The 20,677-nt window shown below is 72.2% G+C and carries 20 protein-coding genes; 9 read left to right on the forward strand and 11 right to left on the reverse strand.

Annotated elements, in window-relative coordinates; translation table 11 throughout:
• Nucleotides 1-145: 145 nt before the first annotated feature.
• On the reverse strand, nucleotides 146-730 hold the full coding sequence (gene def / locus RMN98_RS19795) for a peptide deformylase (RefSeq protein ID WP_309650541.1): 585 nt from the start codon (nucleotides 728-730) through the stop codon (nucleotides 146-148).
• A gap of 134 nt (nucleotides 731-864) precedes the next feature.
• Here def and RMN98_RS19800 point away from each other — a divergent pair, with 134 nt between their 5' ends.
• Together RMN98_RS19800 and RMN98_RS19805 are read left to right on the forward strand one after the other, a co-directional pair.
• A complete protein-coding gene (locus RMN98_RS19800) occupies nucleotides 865-2,229 on the forward strand; it encodes an acyl-CoA dehydrogenase family protein (RefSeq protein ID WP_309650542.1) in 1,365 nt (454 codons plus the stop codon).
• Entirely contained in the window at nucleotides 2,229-3,440 is a 1,212-nt protein-coding gene (locus RMN98_RS19805) for an acyl-CoA dehydrogenase family protein (RefSeq protein WP_309650543.1), read from the forward strand. Before RMN98_RS19800 ends, RMN98_RS19805 begins: the two co-directional genes overlap by 1 nt.
• Before the next feature lie 104 nt (nucleotides 3,441-3,544).
• Here RMN98_RS19805 and RMN98_RS19810 read toward each other — a convergent pair whose 3' ends face one another.
• The 4 genes from RMN98_RS19810 to RMN98_RS19825 form a co-directional block, all read right to left on the reverse strand.
• Complete coding sequence (locus tag RMN98_RS19810) at nucleotides 3,545-4,423, reverse strand: hypothetical protein (protein WP_309650544.1); 879 nt, start codon at nucleotides 4,421-4,423, stop codon at nucleotides 3,545-3,547.
• 100 nt (nucleotides 4,424-4,523) lie between these two features.
• A complete protein-coding gene (locus RMN98_RS19815) occupies nucleotides 4,524-6,008 on the reverse strand; it encodes an LLM class flavin-dependent oxidoreductase (protein WP_309650545.1) in 1,485 nt (494 codons plus the stop codon).
• Nucleotide 6,009: 1 nt separating this feature from the next.
• Nucleotides 6,010-6,438, reverse strand: a complete 429-nt coding sequence (locus tag RMN98_RS19820; RefSeq protein WP_309650546.1) for a hypothetical protein — start codon at nucleotides 6,436-6,438, stop codon at nucleotides 6,010-6,012.
• 159 nt (nucleotides 6,439-6,597) lie between these two features.
• Nucleotides 6,598-6,885 (reverse strand): YiaA/YiaB family inner membrane protein, encoded by a 288-nt coding sequence (locus RMN98_RS19825; protein ID WP_091114458.1) that lies wholly within the window; start codon nucleotides 6,883-6,885, stop codon nucleotides 6,598-6,600.
• A gap of 137 nt (nucleotides 6,886-7,022) precedes the next feature.
• On the opposite strand from RMN98_RS19825, the gene RMN98_RS19830 reads away from it, so the two are divergent.
• Together RMN98_RS19830 and RMN98_RS19835 are read left to right on the forward strand one after the other, a co-directional pair.
• Entirely contained in the window at nucleotides 7,023-7,649 is a 627-nt protein-coding gene (locus RMN98_RS19830) for a hypothetical protein (RefSeq protein WP_309650547.1), read from the forward strand.
• A 2-nt stretch (nucleotides 7,650-7,651) separates the two neighbouring features.
• Nucleotides 7,652-8,974 carry a DUF2252 domain-containing protein gene (locus RMN98_RS19835; protein ID WP_309650548.1) on the forward strand — a complete coding sequence of 441 codons (1,323 nt, stop codon included), beginning with the start codon at nucleotides 7,652-7,654 and terminating at the stop codon, nucleotides 8,972-8,974.
• Here RMN98_RS19835 and RMN98_RS19840 read toward each other — a convergent pair.
• Genes RMN98_RS19840 through galK form a run of 3 tightly spaced genes read right to left on the reverse strand, consistent with a single transcriptional unit; the run spans nucleotide 8,961 to nucleotide 11,635 of the window.
• Nucleotides 8,961-9,776: an aminoglycoside phosphotransferase family protein gene (locus RMN98_RS19840; protein WP_309650549.1), complete on the reverse strand. Its 816-nt coding sequence runs from the start codon at nucleotides 9,774-9,776 to the stop codon at nucleotides 8,961-8,963. The genes RMN98_RS19835 and RMN98_RS19840 overlap by 14 nt on opposite strands.
• A 3-nt stretch (nucleotides 9,777-9,779) precedes the next feature.
• Nucleotides 9,780-10,526: a nucleotidyltransferase domain-containing protein gene (locus RMN98_RS19845; RefSeq protein ID WP_309650550.1), complete on the reverse strand. Its 747-nt coding sequence runs from the start codon at nucleotides 10,524-10,526 to the stop codon at nucleotides 9,780-9,782.
• Nucleotides 10,523-11,635 carry a galactokinase gene (gene galK / locus RMN98_RS19850; RefSeq protein ID WP_309650551.1) on the reverse strand — a complete coding sequence of 371 codons (1,113 nt, stop codon included), beginning with the start codon at nucleotides 11,633-11,635 and terminating at the stop codon, nucleotides 10,523-10,525. Before galK ends, RMN98_RS19845 begins: the two co-directional genes overlap by 4 nt.
• A gap of 37 nt (nucleotides 11,636-11,672) precedes the next feature.
• Here galK and RMN98_RS19855 point away from each other — a divergent pair, with 37 nt between their 5' ends.
• The 4 genes from RMN98_RS19855 (at nucleotide 11,673) to RMN98_RS19870 (ending at nucleotide 16,325) form a co-directional block, all read left to right on the forward strand.
• Entirely contained in the window at nucleotides 11,673-12,038 is a 366-nt protein-coding gene (locus tag RMN98_RS19855) for an ankyrin repeat domain-containing protein (RefSeq protein ID WP_309650552.1), read from the forward strand.
• Nucleotides 12,039-12,057: 19 nt separating this feature from the next.
• The gene (locus RMN98_RS19860; RefSeq protein ID WP_309650553.1) at nucleotides 12,058-13,494 is read left to right on the forward strand and encodes a GuaB1 family IMP dehydrogenase-related protein; all 1,437 of its coding nucleotides are present in this window, start codon (nucleotides 12,058-12,060) and stop codon (nucleotides 13,492-13,494) included.
• 129 nt (nucleotides 13,495-13,623) lie between these two features.
• Nucleotides 13,624-15,072, forward strand: coding sequence for a DUF1800 domain-containing protein (locus RMN98_RS19865; RefSeq protein WP_309650554.1), 1,449 nt, complete (start codon nucleotides 13,624-13,626; stop codon nucleotides 15,070-15,072).
• Nucleotides 15,069-16,325, forward strand: coding sequence for a DUF1501 domain-containing protein (locus RMN98_RS19870; protein WP_309650555.1), 1,257 nt, complete (start codon nucleotides 15,069-15,071; stop codon nucleotides 16,323-16,325). The genes RMN98_RS19865 and RMN98_RS19870 overlap by 4 nt, the downstream gene beginning before the upstream one ends.
• A 12-nt stretch (nucleotides 16,326-16,337) precedes the next feature.
• Here the strand turns inward: RMN98_RS19870 and RMN98_RS19875 are convergent, their stop codons facing one another.
• Complete coding sequence (locus RMN98_RS19875) at nucleotides 16,338-16,922, reverse strand: LysR family substrate-binding domain-containing protein (RefSeq protein ID WP_309650556.1); 585 nt, start codon at nucleotides 16,920-16,922, stop codon at nucleotides 16,338-16,340.
• 92 nt (nucleotides 16,923-17,014) lie between these two features.
• Here RMN98_RS19875 and RMN98_RS19880 point away from each other — a divergent pair, with 92 nt between their 5' ends.
• Nucleotides 17,015-17,983 (forward strand): NAD(P)H-binding protein, encoded by a 969-nt coding sequence (locus tag RMN98_RS19880; RefSeq protein WP_309650557.1) that lies wholly within the window; start codon nucleotides 17,015-17,017, stop codon nucleotides 17,981-17,983.
• A 56-nt stretch (nucleotides 17,984-18,039) separates the two neighbouring features.
• On the opposite strand, the gene RMN98_RS19885 is transcribed toward RMN98_RS19880, so the two are convergent.
• Entirely contained in the window at nucleotides 18,040-18,825 is a 786-nt protein-coding gene (locus RMN98_RS19885) for an isocitrate lyase/phosphoenolpyruvate mutase family protein (RefSeq protein ID WP_309650558.1), read from the reverse strand.
• A gap of 107 nt (nucleotides 18,826-18,932) precedes the next feature.
• Nucleotides 18,933-20,677: putative PEP-binding protein (locus tag RMN98_RS19890; RefSeq protein WP_309650559.1), on the reverse strand; the 1,745-nt coding region annotated here is incomplete at its 5' end.

Consider the following 20,677-nt stretch of genomic DNA (forward strand, 5'->3'; position numbering starts at 1 on the left):
GGGGGTAGGTGTTTGTCGGGCCGGGGGGGGTGGGCGGGGGTGGGGGTGGTTTGTCCCGTGGGTTCCGGCTCGTCACTGGGGTTTTGTTCACAACCGGCACGGTGGCAGGTTCAATTTGGGGTGTTGGGTACAAAACCGCAACCCCTCAGGCCGGCCAGCCGACGGGATACTCGTCGGCCGCCTTGTCGTGGGCCTTCTGGAGCTTCTTGCGCTGCTTGGTGCCCAGCCGGTCGCCGAAGACGGTGCCGAGGGTGTGGTCGGTCTCGTGCTGGAGACAGCGGGCGAGCAGCCCGTCGCCGGCGAAGGTGACGGGGGCGCCGTCGAGGCCCGTGCCGGTGACGCTGGCCCAGTCCGGTCGCGCGCACTCCACGAACGCCCCCGGGAACGACAAGCAGCCCTCCTCGTCGTCGTCGAGGAAGCGGTCCTTGCCCTCGGGCAGCGTGAGGACCGGGTTGCAGACGATGCCGACGGTGCGCTGGCCCGACTCGTCGGGGCAGTCGAAGACGAACATCGCGACGTCCTGCCCGATCTGGCAGGCCGCCAGGCCGACCCCGTCGGCGGCGTACATGGTGGCGACCATGTCGGCCGCCAGGGTCGCCAGCGCATCGTCGTACGACGTGACGCGCTGCTGCGGGCGGTGCATCACCGGGGTGCCCCAGCGGGTCAGCGGACGGACGGTCCCTCCGGTCGGGAGGGGGCCGTGGGGCGTGAGGGGAGGCTGGTCGGACACGCGCAGAGCCTAGGTCCAGAGTCCGAGCAGAGCGAAGCGGAGGACGTCACCCTGACCCGTGACGCCGCGATACGTGACCTGGGCCACTCCCGCACCCCGTAGCGGTAGGTGTAACTCCGAGTTACATTATTTCCATGTCCCTGATCAACAGCCTCAAGCCTGGCGGCAAGCACGGCGTCCCCAGCAGCGAGTCACGCGACCCGATCGGCTTCCTGGTGGCCGGCCTCAACAAGCTCGCGCAGAGCGACCTGATCGACACCCTGCGCCTGCGCAAGCCCACGGAGCAGGCGGTCTTCACCGTCACCCGCAACGGCTTCAAGACGATGACGACCGCGAGCCGGACCTTCGCCAAGGCCGGCAGCAAGGGGGCCGGCGGTGTCCGCGTCCCGGCCGCCCAGCCCAAGGACGTCTTCGACCTCACGCCGACCGAGGACCAGCAGATGCTGGTCGACGTCGTCACCGAGTTCGCCGACGAGGTCGTGCGTCCCGCGGCCACCGAGGCCAACGAGACCTGCGAGGCCCCGGAGGCGCTGCTCAAGGCCAGCCTCGAGATCGGACTGCCGATCCTCGGGGTGCCCGAGGCTCTCGGCGGCATCTCCGAGGAACGCTCGGCCATGGCCGGCACCCTGGTCGCCGAAGCTCTCTCCCGCGGTGACCTCGGCCTCGCCGTGGCCACGCTGGCCCCCGGCTCGGTCGCGACCGCGCTCGGCCTGTGGGGCACCGACGCCCAGCAGCAGACCTACCTGCCGGCGTTCACCGGCGACGATGTGCCCGCCGCCGCGCTCGCGCTCAACGAGGCCACCGTCCTCTTCGACGTCCTCAGCCCCACGACCACCGCGACCCGGACGAGCGAGGGCTTCGTCCTCTCCGGCGTCAAGACCCTCGTGCCCCGCGGCGCCCAGGCCGAGCTCTTCGTCGTCGGCGCCTCGCTCGAGGGCGAGCCGGTCCTCTTCCTGGTGGAGTCGTCCGCCGCCGGCCTGAGCGTGGAGGCCGACCCCGCGATGGGTGTGCGCGCTGCCTCGCTCACCCGGCTCCACCTCGACCAGGTCACCGTCCCCGCCGACGCCGTCCTCGGCGCCACCGACGGCACGACGTACGTCGAGTGCGTGCGCCTCTCGCGCCTGGCCTGGTGCGCGCTGGCCATCGGCACGGGCCAGGCCGTCCTCGACTACGTGACGCCCTACGTCAAGGAGCGTCAGGCCTTCGGTGAGCCGATCGCGCACCGCCAGTCGGTCGCGTTCATGGTCGCCAACATCGCCATCGAGCTCCAGGCCATGCGCCTGGTCACCTACAAGGCGGCCGCCCGCGCCGCCGCCGGCAAGGACTTCACCCGCGAGGTCGCCCTGGCCCGCAAGATCTGCACCGACAAGGGCATGCAGATCGGCCTCGACGGCGTCCAGCTGCTCGGCGGCCACGGCTTCGTCAAGGAACACCCCGTCGAACGCTGGTACCGCGACCTCCGCGCGATCGGCATCATGGAAGGCTCGGTTCTCGTCTGATGATCAACCTCGATGACCCCCAGAAGTTCCGCCCGCTGGTGGGCCAGGCCCACCAGGTCGCGATGAACATGCTGCGCCCGATCTCGCGCAAGTACGACCAGGCCGAGCACGAGTATCCCCAGGAGCTCGACATGCTGGCCGCGATGATCGACGGCCTCTCCGACTCGGGTGCCTCCGAGGGCGCCGGTGCCGCCGGCGTACGCCGCGAGGAGAACGACGGCGACAAGACCGTCAAGAACGGCGCCAACCTGGCCTCGGTCATGTCGATCGCCGAGATGTGCTGGGGCGACGTGGGGCTGCTGCTCTCGATGCCTCGCCAGGGTCTGGGCAACTCCGCCATCGCGTCGGTCGCCAACCCCGAGCAGCTCGAGCGCTTCGACGGCGTCTGGGCCGGCATGGCGATCACCGAGCCCGGCGTCGGCTCCGACTCGGCCAACATCAAGACCACGGCCACCCTGGATGGCGACCACTACGTCATCAACGGCGAGAAGATCTACGTCACCTCCGGTGACCGGGCCGACGCGATCGTGGTGTGGGCGACACTCGACCGCGACCTGGGCCGTGCGGCGATCAAGTCGTTCGTCGTGCCCAAGGGCACGCCCGGCATGCGCGTCGACCGCCTCGAGCACAAGCTCGGGATCCGCGCCTCCGACACCGCGACGATCATCTTCGAGAACTGCCGGGTGCCGGCCGAGAACCTCCTCGGCTCGCCCGAGGTGGACGTCAAGCAGGGCTTCGCCGGCGCCATGGCGACCTTCGACAACACCCGCCCGCTGGTCGCGGCGATGGCGATCGGGTGCGCCCGCGCCTCGCTCGACCTGACCCGCGAGCTCCTCGAGCAGGCCGGCGTCGTCGTCGACTACGACCGCCCCGCGATCGTGCAGTCCGCCGCCGCCGCGAAGTTCCTCCAGATGGAGGCCGACTGGGAGGGCGCCTACCTGCTCACGTTGCAGGCGGCGTGGATGGCCGACAACCGCGAGCCCAACTCGCTCGAGGCGTCGATGGCCAAGGCGAAGGCCGGCCGGGTCGGTTCCGACATCACCCTCAGCTGCGTCGAGCTGGCCGGCTCGCTCGGCTACAGCGAGGCCGAGCTGCTCGAGAAGTGGAGCCGTGACTCCAAGATCCTCGACATCTTCGAGGGCACCCAGCAGATCCAGCAGCTCATCGTGGCTCGCCGGGTCCTCGGGCTCTCGAGCGCCGAGCTGAAGTAGCGACCGGCCGCCACATCCGGGGGAAGTGGCAGACGACGACAAAGCGGCGGTGGGCCTCAGGCCCACCGCCGCTCTTGTCGTGCGGGTCGTGCTCGACGCAGCCGTCAGGCCTGGTCGCTGCCGGGAGTGGCCGGGGTCGCGTCGCTCGCAGTCCGGGGCGCGAGCTTGTCGCCGGCACCACTGGCCGCGGTCTTCTTCGCTGCCGCGGTCTTCTTCGCAGCCGGGGCCTTCTTGGCGGCAGGCGCCTTCGTCGGAGCGGTCTTCTTGGCCGGGGCCTTCGCGACCGACGAGGCGATGTCGGCCGGCGTCACGTCGACATCGCTGGCATCTGCGGCCGCGTCGATGCTGGTGACGGCCTTGTCGGTCGCGGGCTTGGTCTCGGCGACCGGCGACGGGTCGAGACCGAGCTCCTCGACCGGGTTGACCGCGGTCGGCTCCCCGGCCCCGGAGGAGGCGGGCTTGGTCCGGGCAGGCGCCTTCTTCGCAGGAGCCTTCGTGACTGGGGACTTCTTCGCCGCAGCCTTCTTCGCGGGCGCCTTGGCCGGGGGAGTCTTCGGCGCTGCCGGCGCTGCCGGCGCTGCCGGCGTTGCCGACGCTGGCGTGACGGCGTCCGGCTTCTTGCCCGAGGCCTTCAGCGGGTCACCGCCCGTCTTGGCCGAGCCGGCCACGGGCGTGGGCTTGGCCGAGCGGGACGTCGGCGCAGCGGAGGCGGTGGGTGCGGTTGCCGGTGCGGCCTTCGCGGGAGCTGCCGCGGGGGAGGCCGGAGCCGAGGCCTTGGCCTTGGCCTTCTTCCCGGGGATCAGGCCCGTCACCGCGTCGCCGGCCTTGCTCGCGACCTGACCGGCAGCAGCCTTGCCGAGGGCGACGCCGCTCGTGGCGCCGCCGACGACCGAGGAGACGGCCTTCTCGGCCGTGGTGAACGGCAGCTTGGCGGTGCCGATCGCGGTGTCCTTGATCTTGCCGAGCGGGTTCTTGCGGGCCACGGGGGCTCCTTCGGTTCGTGGTCGGTGGGCAGCGGCAGCGGTGCCGCATCTCCGGGCAAGTACCCGGCTGCGACGCCCTCATGCCACGACGAGACAACCCTCACGCTGTCATGACGGCCAAGCGGCCGACGTCCTCAGGTCCCTCGAGATCGGCCAGGGCCACGAAGACGGTGTCCACCCCGAGGGCCGCCAGGGCGCCGTAGCGGTCGCGGTGCTCCGCGGCCGTCCCGGCGTGCGTGCGTGCGGCGTACGACGCGGCGCTGGCCCGTCCGCGCAGCCGCTCGACCCGCGCCCACGTGTCGTCGCGGCCACTGCCCACCACGGGCAGGTCGAGGACGGTCACGGCCACCTCGTCGGGATCGCGCCCGACGGCGGCGCAGTGACCGCGGAGCACCTCGGTCTTGCGCGTGACCACGTCCACGGCCGACGGGACGTTGATCGCGTCGGCCAGGCGTGCGGCGATCCGCAGCGTGCGGCGCTCGCCGCTACCGCCGACGATGACCGGGATCGGCGAGACCGGTCGGGGGTAGCAGGTCGTCTCCGGGAGCGTGACGCGCTCGCCGTCGTGGGGCTTCGTGCCGGTGGCCCAGAGCGCCCGCATGGTCTCGATCGCGTCCTCGACGCCGTCCAATCGTGCGCCCGCAGGAGGGAAGGGCACGCCGAACGCCCGGTGCTCGCGCTCCCACCAGCCGGCACCGATGCCGACGAAGGCTCGACCACCGGTGAGCGCATCCAACGTGGCGGCGGCCTTGGCGGTGACGCCGGCCGGACGGAAGGTCACCGGGGTGACCAGGGTGCCGAGGTCCAGCCCGGTGTCGAGGCCGGCCAGCAGCCCCAGGGTCACCCACGGCTCGGGGATCGGTGCCCATGCCCGGTCGACCTGAGGGATCTGCACCAGGTGGTCCATGAGCGCGATCCCGGCGAGCCCGACCTCGTCGGCCGCGAGCGCGACGTCTCGCACCCAGGCAGCGGGGTCCTCGCCCCACGGGAAGCGGGACAGCTGGAGCACCACCCGCAGCCCCTGGGAGCTCCGACGCGACTCGCGGCCCACCTCGGTCGTGTGCCGCCGGCTGCGCTCCGACGCTGTCTCCGGCACACGACCCTGGTCCGCCGCCGGGCCGGGACCCACCACCTCCACCAGGTCCCAGCCCTCGACGTCGAGCAGGCTGCGCACGCCGGACACCCGTGTGAGCTGGGAGGCGAGCGCGGGTGCCGGGACCGGGCGGTCGCGCACGGCATTGCGCCGACGGCACTCCGCCGCCGCGGTGTCCAGGACCACCACCACGGCCGGCAACCCGGCTGCGCTGGCGACGGCCCGCCACCGGCGTCTGCGCTCCGGGTCGAGGCCCAGGGTGTCGACCACGGTCGTCAGGCCCCGTCCGAGGCGGGCGTCGACGACCTGCTCCAGCAGGCTGAAGGCGTCCTCGCTCGCGTCGAGGTCGTGCTGGCCGCTGCCGACGACCCCGCGCAGGACGTCGGAGGAGACGACCTCCTCGGCGCGGTAGCGCGAGCGCGCCCAGTGGGACTTGCCGGCCCCCGAGGCGCCGACGAGCACGATGAGCGCGGGGTCCGGCAGCCGGCTCATGTCAGGCTCCGGCCTCCGGGCCAGGGGATGGTTTGCGGACCGGGAGCTTGGCTCCGGGGGCGCTGGTCCTCTTCCTCGCGGCGCTGGCGCCGGAGTCGGTGCCGGTGCCAGGCGCCGGCTGCGCAGCCGGCGGGTGCGGCGAGATGTTCTTGGCCACCGTCCGGGGCGTGGGGACGGCCGCCGTGGTGTCGGGCGTGGTCTCGGCCGTGGTGTCGGCCGTGGTGTTGGCAGGGGGAGCGGTCGGGGCTGGCGCGTCCCGCGAGAGCGTGGGCGGCGGCGACACCGGCGGCTCGACGCGGGTGCGCACCGCGCCCACGGCACGTGCGACGAACGGCTGGGCCGCGCGGGCGGCCTTGATGCCGGCGGTGCGGCCGAGACTCAGGACCTCGGCTGCGACGGAGACGATGCGGTCGGTGGGTCGTGCTGCCACGGGATGCTCCCTCGTCGTGGGCGACCGGCCGAACGCGACCGGTGCTGCGTCGATTGAAGCAGCACCCGACGCGTGACGAGGGCGGGCGCGCCATCGGGAGACGGCGCGCCCGCCCTGGAGGAGCAACGGGGAGGAGCAAAGGGGGGACGAGACAGACGATCAGGACACAGCGCGGAAGGGGTCGTGCTCGGCCAGGATCTTGTCGACGCGGGCCTGGTCGAGGCGGGACACGACGTACTGGTTCTCCTGGGAGTCACGCACGCACTTGGCGAGGGTGAAGGCGGAGGTCGTGAGGTACATCGTGCCGAGGCCGAGGAAGGCGCGGATCCAGGGATCGACCGGCAGGTAGAGGACCGCCACGACCATGGTCAGGAGTGCGACACCGAAGGAGATGGCGGCCTGGGCGAAGAAGGCGTTGGTGTTCTTGGAGGGGGTCGGAGTGCTCATGGCCCCAGCCTGCCCACGATCCGCGACAGGGGGACCCGTCCGGAGGCCCGGGCTGATCTGAGTACCCGTCCTCAGCCGCGCCCGCCTCACCTCTCGGGGCGGTCGACGCGACGCGGGCCGGATGGTGCGATGGTCCGATGAAGCTCTACGCCGACCAACCTGCCCGGTTCTTCCTGCAGCTGGCCCTCGACGTCGTGCTCGTGTCGTGGGTGATCGCCTGGATCTGGGTCGGCACGGTCGTCAACGACGGGGTCGAGACCCTGGCCGAGCCGGGCGTGCGGATCTCCGCCTCGGCGACCGACCTGTCCGACTCGCTGTCGGACGCCGGGGGAGTCCTCGACGACGTGCCGGTCGTGGGTGACGGTGTCGCCACTCCCTTCGACAAAGCCTCCGAGGCCTCGGCCGCCATGGCCGAGGCGGGCGACTCCGAGGCGCGAGCGGCGGAGAAGGCAGCGTTCTGGCTCGGCTTCACCGTCGCTCTCCTGCCGATCCTGTACGTCGGTCCCCGCTACGTCGTGGGGCGGGTGCGCTGGATCCGCGAGGCATCCGCCGGGCAGCGGCTGATCGACGGGCCGGCTGACCTCGAGGTCTTCGCGCTGCGCGCCATCACCCACCAGCCCCTGAGCCGGCTGGCGCGGGTCAGCGACGACCCCGTCGGCGCGCTGCGACGAGGCGACGACCTCGTCGTGGCCGCGCTGGCCCGCCTGGAGCTCGACGCGGTGGGTCTGACGGCGCCGGCCTCGCCGGGCGTGGCAGGGTCGTGACCATGAGTGCCCCCCCGACCGCCTCCGACGACCGTGCCGACCAGATCGTCTCCGTCCTCACCGACGCCTTCGCGCCACTGATGGAGGCCGACCCCGCTGCCTTCCGCGTCAAGTTCCGCAAGATGGCCGCTGACCCCCACGCGTTCTACCGCGGCAGCGCCTGCCTCTTCTACGCCGACGTGACCGAGCAGGACGACCCCTACAGCGACGAGCGCAGCGGCCGGATCTGGGTGCACGGCGACCTGCACGTCGAGAACTTCGGCACCTACCTCAACTCCGACGGCCGCCTGGTCTTCGACATCAACGACTTCGACGAGGCCTACCTGGGGCGCTTCGTGTGGGACCTCCAGCGCTTCGCCGCCTCGCTGGCGCTCGTGGGCTGGCAGAAGGCGCTGCCGGAGGAGGACGTGGAGAAGCTGATCGGGCGCTACGTGCGCTCCTACCTCTCGCAGGTCGACGAGTACGTCGAGAGCGAGGAGGACGACTTCGCCCTCAACCTGGCCAACACCGAGGGTCCGATCCACCAAGCGCTGCTGATGGCGCGCCACCAGCGTCGCTCCGACCTGCTGGAGGACAACACCATCGAGGTCGACGGGGTCCGCATGTTCGCCGAGGGCGGCGGCGTACGCCGGCTCGGCCAGCGCGAGCGCGCCCAGGTGGTCAAGGCGTTCGAGGCCTACCTCGAGACGATCCCGGAGCGGCGGCGCTCCGACCGGGACCTCTTCTACGAGCTGCGGGACGTGGTGGGCAAGTCCGGCTTCGGCATCGGCAGCGCGGGGTTGCCGGCCTACAACGTGCTGGTCGAGGGCTACAGCCAGGCGCTCGACAACGACGTGGTGCTCTCGATGAAGCAGGCCAACGTGCCGGCCGTGAGCCGGTTCATCGACTCCGCGGAGGTGGAGCGCTACTTCGACCACGAGGGCCACCGCACGGTGGTCAGCCAGCGGGCGCTGCAGGTGCACACGGACCCGATGCTGGGCTACACCGAGCTGGGTGGGGTGGGGTACGTCGTCGCGGAGGTCTCGCCCTACGAGGTCGACCTCGACTGGTCCAACCTGATCGAGCCCGACGAGATCGCCAAGGTGGTGGACCTGCTCGGCCGGGCGACCGCCAAGATCCACTGCGCATCCGACGAGGACAGCGACCAGGACCTCGTCGACTTCCAGGTCGAGGAGGCGATCGCGGCGAGCGTGCAGGGTCGCCGGCGGGAGTTCGTGCGGTGGGTGACCGACTTCGGGATGTCCTACGCGACCCAGGTGCGTGACGACCACGCGTCCTTCGTGGCCTCCTTCCGGGAGGGCCGCATCGGCATCACGTCGACCTGAGCAGGTCGAGCACCCGCAGCGCCTGACGCTCGAGGCTGCCGGGTGGGTTGCGCGCGTCGGCGGGGCCGCCCGGCAGCAGCATCAGCAACCAGAACGTCGCGAAGAGGCGGCGCGCGGACAGCACGCGGCGGCTCTGCGCGTCGCTCAAGCCGAGGCGCTCCAGCAGGTCCTCGGGCCGCACGATGCCGCGCAGCCAGACCGACACGTGCTCGAGCAGGTCGGCCACCTCGTAGGCCGGGTCGCTCACCCCGGCGTCCTCGAAGTCGACCACACGGCAGGTGGCGCCGTCCCACAGCAGGTTGGCGATGTTTCCGTCGCCGTGGGTGAACACCCGGTCCACCGGACCCTGGGCGAGGGCGCCGGCCTCGGGCCCGCTGAGCCAGGCCAGCGCCGCTGCCAGGGCCTGCTCCACGACCGCGGACACGGTGGCGTGCTCCTCGACCACCCAGACCCGCATCTCGGCGACGAAGCCGGCCTGGTCCGCGCGGCGCAGCGGCAGCCGGGCGAGCTCGTCGGTCGGCACCGCGGCGTGCAGCCGATGCAGCACCCCTGCCAGGGCGTCGAGCTGCGCATCCCCGAGCGGAACCGACCCCAGCGGCTCACCGGGCACCCGCGACATCACCACCTCGGGCCGGCCCTCGTGATGACGCTGCTCGAGCGGCACCGGGGCCAGGCCTGGCGCGTGGCGCTGGAGCAGCACCAGCGCGTCCCACTCGCGGTCGGCCTCGTCGCCGTGGCGCAGGTGGAAGGTCTTGGTGACCCGGTCCGTCCCCAGGTCGAGGTCGTGCGTCGTCTGCCCCACCCGTTACGCCCGTCCGGCGCCAGGGGCGGCGTCTGCCGGTGCGTCGAGACGGAAACCCGACCAGAGCCGCCCCCCGACCAGGGCGAGCACGTCGTCGGCCACGCTCACCAGCGGTGCGGGATCGCCGGCCAGCGCGGCCCCGAGGGAGTCGTGCAGCCGGGGGCCGAAGGAGGTGCCGCAGGACTCGTCGTACGACGAGACCTCGCGCGCCAGCCACGTGCCGGTGCCGCCCCAACGGCCCTGCGACGCCAGGAGCAGCTCGGCCGTGCTCCGCCAGGCCTCCGCGGCGACGGCTGAGACCTCGAAGGGCTGCCCGCCTCCGGCGAGGTCGTCGAGCAGGTCGGTCAGCGCGTAGCGGGCCAGTGCGAGGGCGTCGCCGGTGAGGGCCGGGGGACCGGCCGAGACGACTGCTGCGCACTCGTCCCGGAGCGCGGCGCCGGCGTCGCCGTCCAGCAGCGGCACCCCGCTCGCCACCAGGCGGGCCATCGTCGGGCGTCGTCGGGCGAGGTCCTTCGCGACGAACCAGCGGATCGACGCCTCGGTGTGGACGAACAGCTCGACGGGCCAGCCCTCGTGGGTGAGCGATGTCCGGTGGGGCTGTCCGTCGTCGAGCAGCACCGTGACGTCGAGGTCGGAGGTGGAGGTCGCGCGATCGTCGACGACCGAGCCGGCGAGCCACGCCTGGCGGGCGCCTGGCACGTGCATGGCGACGACCGCGCGGGCCGTGACGAACGGGTCGGGGCGGGTCACTGCTGCACGACCTGGGCGGGACCGCTGGGCACGGCATCGAGGTGTTGCACGGGCCTGAGCCCGACCGCCACGAACGCGAGGTCGATGGCCCGGACGACCGCGTCCGCGCGTTGGGTCGGCACGAGGACGACCGCGGAGCCACCGAAGCCTCCTCCGGTCATGCGCGCACCGAGGGCGCCCGCCTGGAGGGCCGTGCCGACGACCAGGTCGAGCTCGTCGCACGACACCTCGAAGTCGTCACGCAGCGAGACGTGCGAGGCGTTCATCAGCGACCCGAGACGGGTCCAGTCGTGGTCGGCGAGCGCCTCGACCGCGGCCTCGACCCGGGCGTTCTCGCTCACCACGTGACGGGCACGGGCGCGCTCGCGGTGGTGCTCGAGGCGGTCGAGGTCCTCGAGCGTTGCCTCGCGCAGCGACTCCAGCCCCAGGGCCGCCGCGGCTGCCTCGCAGTCGGCGCGTCGGGCGGCGTAGCCACCGTCGACCAGCGCGTGCGAGACCCGGGTGTCGACGACCAGGAGGCGCAGCCCGGCCTCGTCCCAGCCGAGCGGCACGTCGCGGGTGGAGCCGTCGAGGAAGTCGATGAGCAGCGCCGACCCGGCGCTGGCGAGCAGCGAGACGGTCTGGTCGAGCCCACCCGTGGGAGCGCCGGCGACCTCGCTCTCGGCGCGCCGGCACACCTCGACCAGCCTGCGCCGCAGGTCCGGCGTGAGGTCGTGACCCAGCAGTCCGGCGACCGCGGCTGCGACCGCGCACTCCAGCGCCGCCGAGCTCGACAACCCGGCGCCCATCGGGACGGTGCTGTCCACGACGAGGTCGACGCCGGGGACCTCCCAGCCCGACTCCTGGAGCGCCCACAGCACGCCGACGGCGTACGACGCCCATCCCTCGACCTGCCCGGGCCCGACGCCGTCGAGGGTCCCGGTCCAGGGCTCGCCCTGCTGTGCGCTGCGCACGCTGACCCCCCGGTCGTCGCGGACGCTCGCCCGGACCGTCGTGGCGTAGGAGAGCGCCAGCGGCAGGCACAGGCCCGCGTTGTAGTCGGTGTGCTCGCCGATCAGGTTCACACGGCCCGGTGCCGTGCCCACGGCGGTCCTGGTGCGGGTGGTCATCGGGCAACCCTAGAGAACACCTTGCCATGATGGCGGGGTGGACCCGGAGCTCGTCGACCTCGCGCACCAGATGCTCGACCTCGCCCGCCAGGGGGAGAACGAGCGGCTCGTCGCCTACGTCGAGGCAGGCGTGCCGGTGGACCTGACCGACGCGTCCGGCAACACGCTGCTGATGCTCGGTGCCTACCACGGCCACGTCGAGGTGGTGCGGGCCCTGGTGGCGCTGGGGGCCGACGTCGACCGGCTCAACGACCGGGGCCAGTCGCCCCTGGCCGGGGCGTTCTTCAAGGGCGAGGACGGGGTCGTGGCAGCGCTGCGGGCGGCAGGTGCCGACCTCGACGCCGGCTCCCCGAGCGCGCGCGAGACCGCGGCCTTCTTCGAGCGGGAGCTGGGCGGGGACTGACCCGGCATAGGGTCGGCCCGTGCGTTTCCTCCACGACCAGACCCCCGACCACGACCTGACCTACGACGACGTCTTCATGGTCCCGCGCCACAGCGCGATCGCGAGCCGTTACGACGTGGACCTCGCGACAGTCGACGGCACCGGCGCGACCCTGCCGCTGGTGGTCGCCAACATGACCGCGATCGCGGGCAAGCGGATGGCCGAGACGGTCGCGCGCCGAGGTGGGCTCGTGGTGATCCCGCAGGACATCCCGATCCCCGTGGTCGCCCAGGTCATCGCCGACGTCAAGAGCCGTCACCTGGTCTTCGACACCCCGATCGAGCTGAGCCGCCACCAGACCGTGGCCGAGGCGCTGTCCCTGATCCCGAAGCGCTCGCACCGGGCGGCCGTCGTGGTCGACCAGGGACGCCCGGTGGGCGTCATCTCGGAGTCCGACTGCGCCGACGTCGACCGCTTCGCCCAGGTCGAGCAGGTCATGAACCCCCGCCCGGTCCTGATCGCGGCCGACACCGACCCGCGCGACGCCTTCGACGCGATCGACCAGTCCCGGTCGTCGCTGGCCGTGGCGGTCCACGCCGACGGCACGCTGGCCGGGGTGCTCACGCGCACCGGCGCCCTGCGGGCCACTCTCTACACGCCGGCCGTGGACGCGTCCGGCGGGCTCCGGGTCGCGGCCGCCGTGGGCGTCAACGGCGACGTCGCGCAGAAGGCCGCGGACCTCCTGGCCGCCGGGGCGGACTGCCTCGTCGTGGACACCGCCCACGGCCACCAGGACCGCATGGTCGACGCGCTGCGTGCCGTGCGCTCCCTGGACCCGGGCGTGCCCGTCGTCGCCGGCAACGTGGTCTCCGCCGAGGGCACACGGGCGCTGGTCGAGGCCGGTGCCGACATCGTCAAGGTGGGCGTCGGCCCCGGCGCGATGTGCACCACCCGGATGATGACCGGGGTCGGTCGACCCCAGTTCTCCGCGGTCCTCGAGTGCGCGGCCGCTGCCCGGGACCTCGGCAAGCACGTCTGGGCCGACGGGGGCGTGCGCCACCCCCGCGACGTCGCGCTCGCCCTCGCCGCCGGCGCCTCGTCGGTGATGGTCGGGTCGTGGTTCGCCGGCACCCACGAGTCGCCCGGTGACCTCCTGACCGACTCGCAGGGCCGCTCCTACAAGGTCTCCTTCGGGATGGCCTCGGCGCGCGCGGTCGCCCACCGCACGTCGACCGAGTCGGCCTACGACCGGGCGCGCAAGGGGCTCTACGAGGAGGGCATCTCGTCCTCGCGGATGTACCTCGACCGGGACCGGCCCGGCGTCGAGGACCTCATCGACCAGATCTGCTCGGGAGTCCGCTCCGCAGCGACGTACGCCGGCGCGACGACGCTGGCCGAGCTGCACGACCGCGCCGTGGTCGGTGTCCAGTCGGCGGCCGGCTTCCACGAAGGTCGTCCGCTCGCCACGTCCTGGTGAGGCTCAGTGTGGCGCACGGTGACTGACGCAAGCGCCCGATCCCGCTAGTCTCCTCACCGGGGGAGGGAAGCCCCGTCAGTTCGACCAGCGTTCGGCCTGGCACGGCCGTGCGCCTCACCATCGTGAGAGGTGAACGTGCGCTTCCCCGACGCGCTCCCCGAGGCGACGCAGCACCTCGCCGACCGGTTCAGCTACGGCGTGGACCCCGCCCTCGTGGCCGATGTCCGGACGCATGGCGGGCGAGAGGGATGGTGGCGGGCCCAGCTGGCGCGCACTGACCCGCAGTCGTTGCGTGCAGGGCTCGTCCCGTCGTGGTTCCCGCTGCTGCGCAACCCGCCCGCCCTGACCGCGCTGCTGGCGAGCAGGGGAGTGCGCAGCAGCTGGGTCGTCGGCCAGGAGCTCATCGCCCAGACCTTCGCTCGCCGCATCCTCAGCCGGCACCAGGTGCACGAGACGATGGTGGACTTCTGGGGCAACCTCCTCTACGTGCCCGCGAGCGAGAGCCGGTCCTACGCCTGGCGTGTCGACTACGACGAGCAGGTCCTGCGTCGCCACGCCCTCGGCACCTACCGAGACCTGCTCAAGGCAGCGGTGGTCCATCCGTCCATGGCGGGCTTCCTGACCAACGACCTCAACCGCAAGGGCGCGATCAACGAGAACCTCGGCCGCGAGCTCCTCGAGCTGCACACGGTGGGCCGACGCTACTCGGAGCGAGACGTGCGTCATGCCTCCCGCATGCTCACGGGCTTCCAGGTCGAAGTGCTCACCAGCTTCGAGGCACGCTACGTGCCGGCCCGGCACGACACCGGCACCGTGCGGGTCCTCGGCTTCACGGATCCCAACCGGGATCCAGACGGGCGCGCAGCACTCGGACGGATGCTCGGCTACCTGGCGGGGCACCCGGCTACCGCCGACCGGATCGCGCACCGGCTCTGTGTGCGGTTCGTCAGCGACGATCCGCCGGACTCGATCGTCCGCAGCGTCGCTCGTGCCTACCTCCGAAGCGGCACGGACATCCGGGCCACGCTCAACGCCCTGGTGCGTCACCCCGAGTTCCAGCGCTCCAGGCACGCCAAGGCCTGGAACCCCAGCGACGACGTGGTCCACACGGCTCGTGTCATGGGTCTGGCGCCCACCGGTGCGCTGACGCCGGGCGCCTTCCTCTACCGACTCATCGGGGCCGCGGAGGACATGGGGCAGGTGTCGCTGCGCTGGCCACGCCCCGACGGATGGCCCGAGACCACCGACAACTACCTGTCCGCGTCCCGCGTGCTCCGCTCCTGGCGGCACCACCTCGACCTCTCGGGGACGCAGGGTGACCTGCTCCAGGGGGTGACGGTGGCGAGCAAGGCGTCCCAGCTGCCCTCCGCGTGGCCGCGCTCGCTCGCGGAGCTGGTCGACCACCAGTCCCAGCGGCTCGTCGGACGGCCCGCCTCGACCGTGGTGGTGCGAGCGGTCGCCGCCGCGGTCGGCAAGCCGGCAACCCATCGCTACGCGGGGCCCGATTCCGTGCCCGAGGTCGACTACCGCCTCTTGCGTGGCACCGTCCTCAACTCTCCGTCAGGACTCGAGCGATGACCTCAGGCACAGCCGACGGTTGCGGTTGCCGCGACTACGACCTCACCCGACGATCCCTCCTGAGGGGGGCGGGTGTCGCTGGTGCCGCCGGCGTCACCACCTCCTTGGTGGGTGACGTGCTGACGGCCAGCGTGTTCGGGGCCGAGCCGCGCGGCAACGTGCTGGTGGTGCTCTCCCAACGTGGTGGGGTCGACGGGTTGTCGATGGTCGTCCCCCACGCCGAGAGCGCCTACTACGCCGCGCGCCCCTCCACGGCGGTGCCGGTAGGTCGGCTCCTGCATCGTGACGCGACCTTCGGGCTCCATCCGTCCCTCGCCCCGCTCTCCCCGCTGTGGCGCAGCGGAGGTTTCGCCGCCATCCACGCCGTCGGGCTGCCCGCACCCAACCGCAGCCACTTCGAGGCGATGGAGGAGCTGGAGGACGCCGATCCCGGGAGCCGTGACCGCGTGGGTTGGTTGAACCGCCTCATCGGCGCCCTGCGGCAGGACGAGCTCTTCGAAGGCGTCGCGGTCGGGTCCAACGTGCTGCCCACCTCTCTGATCGGACCCGAGGACGGTCTTGCGCTGTCGACCCCCAACTCGCTAGCCACGCCCTACGCCGGCACGGCGCTCGGTACCTCGGTCAAGCGCGGGCTCACCGAGATGTACGGCACCGGAGGACGACCTGTCCAGGAGGCCGGCCGTCAGGCCCTGGCACTGGCCCGTCGCGGTGGCCGCTACACCGAGGCGGCCCAGGAAGGGCCACGCCAGGGCGCCGTCTACCCGGGCTCGCCCCTCGGCGCCTCGCTGCGCGACGCTGCAGCCCTGATCAGGTCCGGTCTCGGCGTCCGTGCCATCGCGGTGGACTCGGGCGGCTGGGACCACCACGTGAACGTGACGGGCCTCATGACCTCCGGGCTCGCGGACCTCTCCGGGTCCCTCTCGGCGTTCTTCGCGGACCTCGGACGAGAGTCCTCCAGGGTCACGGTGGTCACGGTGAGCGAGTTTGGTCGTCGGCTCGACGAGAACGGCTCTGGTGGCGTGGATCACGGCTACGGCAACGCCGTGCTGGTCCTGGGGGCCGGGGTCCGCGGTGGGAGGTACTACGCCAGGTGGCCCACGCTGTCGCCGGGGCGTCAGGTCGAGGGTGACCTGGCCGTCACGACCGACTACCGGCACGTGCTGGGAGAGATCGTGCGTGCTCGCTTCCCCTCGGTCGACTCCTCGAGCGTCTTCCCTTCGGCCGGCTACCGACGCACGGGCTTCATGCTCTGAACGACGAGGTGATCAGCGCGAGGAGCGCTCCGTGCGACCGCGGACGATGCCGATGAAGGTCTGGACCCGGTCGTCGTCGTTGTCCACGAGCCACGCGAGGCCCACCTTGGTCGGCGGCAGGTCGACGACGGGGCGCGAGACGACGTCCTTGCGCTGGTGCAGGCGGGCCACGGACATCGGCACGAGGAGCACCCCTGTGCCGGAGGCCACCACCTCCACGGCGTCCTTGACCGACATCGGCGGCCACTCGAGCTGATCGGCCGACGGCACCCAGCCGGAGGCGTGGGGGAGCACCAGCTGCTCGTCGTCGAGGTCGTCCAGGCTCACCTCGTCGGCGGCCGAGACGAGGTGCTCGTGGCCGGCGACGACGACGGGGACCTCGTCGTACAGCGGGATGCAGTGCAGTGCGTCACGGTCGATCGGCAACCGCACCAGGCAGACGTCGAGGTCGCCGTTGCGCAGCCCCTCCTCCTGCTCGTCCTGGGTCACGGGGACCAGCTGGAGCGGCAGGCGCCGGTGGCGCTCGCGCCAGGTGCCGGCCCACTTGTCAGGGGTGGCGCCGGTGACGAAGCCGACGCGGAAGGCAGGAGAGTCCACCGCCCGAGTATGGAGCAGTAGGTCGCGCTGGCTACCGTCGAGCCCGAGAGGACGCGGGTCGCTGCGTCGGGACACGGACGAGGGGTGGGGACATGCGGGTGCTCGTGACGGGCGCGACCGGCTACGTCGGGTCGCGGCTGGTGCCGGCCCTCCTGACGGCCGGTCACGACGTGGTCGTCGGCGCGCGGGACCTCGACGCGATCGACCGCTTCGCCTGGGCGGACCAGGTCGAGCGCCGCTTCTTCGACGTCGAGGACACCGTGTCGGTCCACCTGGGCGTGCGTGACCTCGACGCCGTGTTCTACCTGGTGCACTCCATGGGCGCGGGGGAGTTCCTCAAGCGGGACCGGGAGGCCGCCCACTACGTCGCCGCCGCGTGCGAGTACGCCGGCGTGGGGCGCATCGTCTACCTCTCCGGGCTGGTCCCTCCCGGGCGTCTCTCGGACCACCTGCGCTCGCGCCAGGAGGTGGAGCAGGTCCTCCTCGACTCCGAGGTCCCGACGACGGTGCTCCGGGCTGCGATGGTCATCGGTGCCGGCTCGACGTCGTTCGAGCTGATGCGCAGGGTCAGCGAGCGGCTGCCGGTCACCCCGGTGCCGGTGTGGATGCAGCGCGACATCCAGCCGGTGGCCGTCGAGGACGTGGTGCACCTGCTGGTGCGCTCCCTCGAGGGGGAGCCGCGCAACCGTCCCTACGACGTGGGGGGCGAGGAGGTGCTGACCTACCGCGAGCTGCTCGACCGCTTCGCGGACGTCGCCGGGCTCGAGCGTGTCCAGCTGCTGGTCCCGATCGCCCCGACCAGCCTGGTGGGCGAGGCGGTGGCCCTCGTCTCAGGGGTCCCGCGGACCACCGTGCGCGCGCTGGTCAAGAGCCTGTCGCACGACATGGTCTGCCGCGAGGACGACGTCAGCACCGATCTCGCGGCGGGGCACACGTTCCTCGGGATCGACGAGGCGATCAGGCGCTCGCTCGCCGGGCAGACGCAGGCAACGGAGGCCGGCGGCGACGTCCAGGGCGAGGCCGCCAGCGACCCGGAATGGGTCGGGACGACCCTCGGCTGATCGAGCCGAGGGCCGCCCCTGGGTGCAGCGGATGGCGCCGGACGGCACCGGACGGATCAGTTGAGGATGCGCATGTCCTCGGGGACACCGCCGCCGTCGTGGACCGACTCGACGAGCTTGGCGAGTGCGGTCAGCGCGACGTTCTGCGACATCGGGCCGTAGGACACGCGCGCCACGCCGAGCTTCTGGAGACGGGCCAGGGACGGGATGCCGGGGATGCCGATGAGGGTCAGCCGCTGCGGGCCGAGGGCGTCGACGAGCGCGGTCACCTGCTGCTCGCTGAGACGCCCGGGCACGAAGATCACGGGAGCGCCGGCGTCGAGGTAGGCCTTGCCACGCTCGATGGCGTCGGCGAGCACCTCGGCCGGGTCGCGGTCGCCGGCCTTGACGAAGGCGTCGGTGCGGGCGTTGAGCACGAAGTCGGGCACACCGGCGTCGGCAGCGGCCTTCATCACGGCCTCGACCTGGGCGGCGGCCTCGGCCAGCGGCTTCATCTGGTCCTCGAGGTTGGCGCCGACGACGCCGACGCCGATCGCCTTGCGGATGGTCTCGGGGGCGTCTCCGTAGCCGCCCTCGAGGTCGGCGGACAGCGGCAGCGACGTCGCCCTCGCGATGCGGGCGACCTCGGCGATCATCTCGTCGACCGGGATGTTCTCGCCGTCCTCGTAGCCACGCGACGCGGCGATCGAGTGGCTGGCGGTGGCCAGCGCCTTGGTCCCCGGGATGTCAGTGACGACGGTCGCGGTGATGGTGTCCCACACGTTGACCACGGTCAGCAGCTCGGGGGCCTGGTGCAGGCGGAGCAGCTCGGTGGCCTGGGCGGCAAGGTCGTTGTCGGTCACGTGATGCCTCTCGTCTTCGTTGGCGGACGGGACGCACCCGACCGCGTCCGGCGTCGGCGCCGGACTCCTGGCCAACCCGCGAGGGGCGCGGGAACTTCCCGTCCGTCTCACGAGTCGGGCGCGAAGACTCCCCGTCGGCGTGCGGCGAGTGCCGAGCGGCCGGCCTCCAACCGGGCGACCGGCACCCGGAACGGCGAGCAGGAGACGTAGTCGAGGCCGACCTCGTCGAAGAAGTGGATCGACGCCGGGTCGCCCCCGTGCTCCCCGCAGACGCCGAGCCCGAGGTCGGGTCGGGCGCTCCGTCCCAGACGGACGGCGGTGCGCACGAGTCCCCCGACGCCCTCGATGTCGAGGGTCTCGAAGGGCGAGGCCTCGAAGATCCGCTGCTCGAGGTAGGTGGAGAAGAACGCGGCCTCGACGTCGTCGCGGGAGAAGCCCCAGGTCATCTGGGTGAGGTCGTTGGTGCCGAAGGAGAAGAACTCGGCAGCCGTGGCGATCTTGTCGGCGGTCACGGCGGCGCGTGGCAGCTCGATCATGGTGCCGATGGTGTGGGGGATCGCGAGACCTCGCACCAGCTGGACCTCGGTGGCGACGGCCTCGATCGTGGCGCGGACCAGGATCAGCTCCCTCTCGCTGGCCACCAGCGGCACCATGATCTCGGGCCGAGGGTCACGACCGGCCTCGATCAGGTCAGCGGCTGCCTCGAGGATCGCGCGCACCTGCATCGCGACCAGCCCGGGGATGACGATGCCGAGCCTCACCCCGCGCAGGCCGAGCATCGGGTTCTGCTCGTGGAGCCGGCGCACGGCGGCCAGCAGCCGGTGGTGGCGCTCGACCTCCGGTCCCTGCAGGTCCTCGAGCGCGACGCTGACCGACAGATCGGTCAGGTCGGGGAGGAACTCGTGGAGCGGCGGGTCGATCAGCCGGATCGTCACCGGCAATCCGTCCATCGCCTCCAGGACGCCCACGAAGTCCGCACGCTGGAGCGGGAAGAGCCGGTCGAGCGCGGCGGTCCTGGCGGCGTCGTCATCGGCCAGGATGAGGTCCTCCACGAGGATGCGGCGCTCGCCGAGGAACATGTGCTCCGTGCGGCACAGGCCGACCCCCTCGGCGCCGAAGCGACGTGCCCGGGCCGCGTCCGCGGGGGTGTCCGCGTTGGCGTGCACCTCGAGGCGTCGTACGTCGTCCGCGTGCGCGAGCAGGAGGCTCACGGCCCCGACGAGGTCGTCGTCGACGTCCTCGCCCTCCAGGTGACGGACCAGGGTCGAGTCGACCACCGGCACGTCCCCGACGAACACCTCGCCGGTCGTGCCGTCGAGCGAGATCGTGTCGCCCTCGGCGATGGTGCGACCGTCCCCAAGATGAAGCACCCGCTGCTCGTGGTCGACCCTGACGGACTCGGCACCGCACACGCAGGTGCGACCCATCCCGCGCGCCACGACGGCCGCGTGGGAGGTCTTGCCGCCCCGACTGGTCAGGATCCCGGACGCAGCGACCATGCCGCGCAGGTCGTCGGGCGTGGTCTCCGACCGCACGAGCACCACGCGTTCACCGCTGGCCGCCCAGGCCACAGCGGTGTCGGAGTCCAGGACGACGCGACCCACGGCCGCACCGGGCGAGGCGTTCATGCCCTTCGCGACGAGGACCCGGTCCGCAGCGGGGTCGAAACGCGGGAAGAGCAGCTGGGCCAGCTGGGCTCCTGAGACGCGCAGGAGCGCCTCGTCGGCATCGATGAGGCCCTCGCCGAGCATGGTCGCGGCGATCCGGAACGCGGCTTCTGGAGTGCGCTTCCCCACGCGGGTCTGGAGCATCCACAGGGTGTTCTCCTCGATCGTGAACTCGACGTCGCAGA

The sequence above is a fragment of the Nocardioides sp. genome, assembly GCF_031397825.1.
Taxonomy (GTDB): domain Bacteria; phylum Actinomycetota; class Actinomycetes; order Propionibacteriales; family Nocardioidaceae; genus Nocardioides.

What these genes read in the sequence shown, in the direction of transcription:
- RMN98_RS19800 (WP_309650542.1), top strand. Translation starts at nt 865, where the DNA reads ATGTCCCTGATCAACAGCCTCAAGCCTGGCGGCAAGCACGGCGTCCCC.
- RMN98_RS19880 (WP_309650557.1), top strand. Translation starts at nt 17,015, where the DNA reads ATGCGGGTGCTCGTGACGGGCGCGACCGGCTACGTCGGGTCGCGGCTG.
- RMN98_RS19825 (WP_091114458.1), bottom strand. Translation starts at nt 6,885, where the DNA reads ATGAGCACTCCGACCCCCTCCAAGAACACCAACGCCTTCTTCGCCCAG.
- RMN98_RS19870 (WP_309650555.1), top strand. Translation starts at nt 15,069, where the DNA reads ATGACCTCAGGCACAGCCGACGGTTGCGGTTGCCGCGACTACGACCTC.
- RMN98_RS19830 (WP_309650547.1), top strand. Translation starts at nt 7,023, where the DNA reads ATGAAGCTCTACGCCGACCAACCTGCCCGGTTCTTCCTGCAGCTGGCC.
- RMN98_RS19815 (WP_309650545.1), bottom strand. Translation starts at nt 6,008, where the DNA reads ATGAGCCGGCTGCCGGACCCCGCGCTCATCGTGCTCGTCGGCGCCTCG.
- galK (WP_309650551.1), bottom strand. Translation starts at nt 11,635, where the DNA reads ATGACCACCCGCACCAGGACCGCCGTGGGCACGGCACCGGGCCGTGTG.
- RMN98_RS19835 (WP_309650548.1), top strand. Translation starts at nt 7,652, where the DNA reads ATGAGTGCCCCCCCGACCGCCTCCGACGACCGTGCCGACCAGATCGTC.
- RMN98_RS19805 (WP_309650543.1), top strand. Translation starts at nt 2,229, where the DNA reads ATGATCAACCTCGATGACCCCCAGAAGTTCCGCCCGCTGGTGGGCCAG.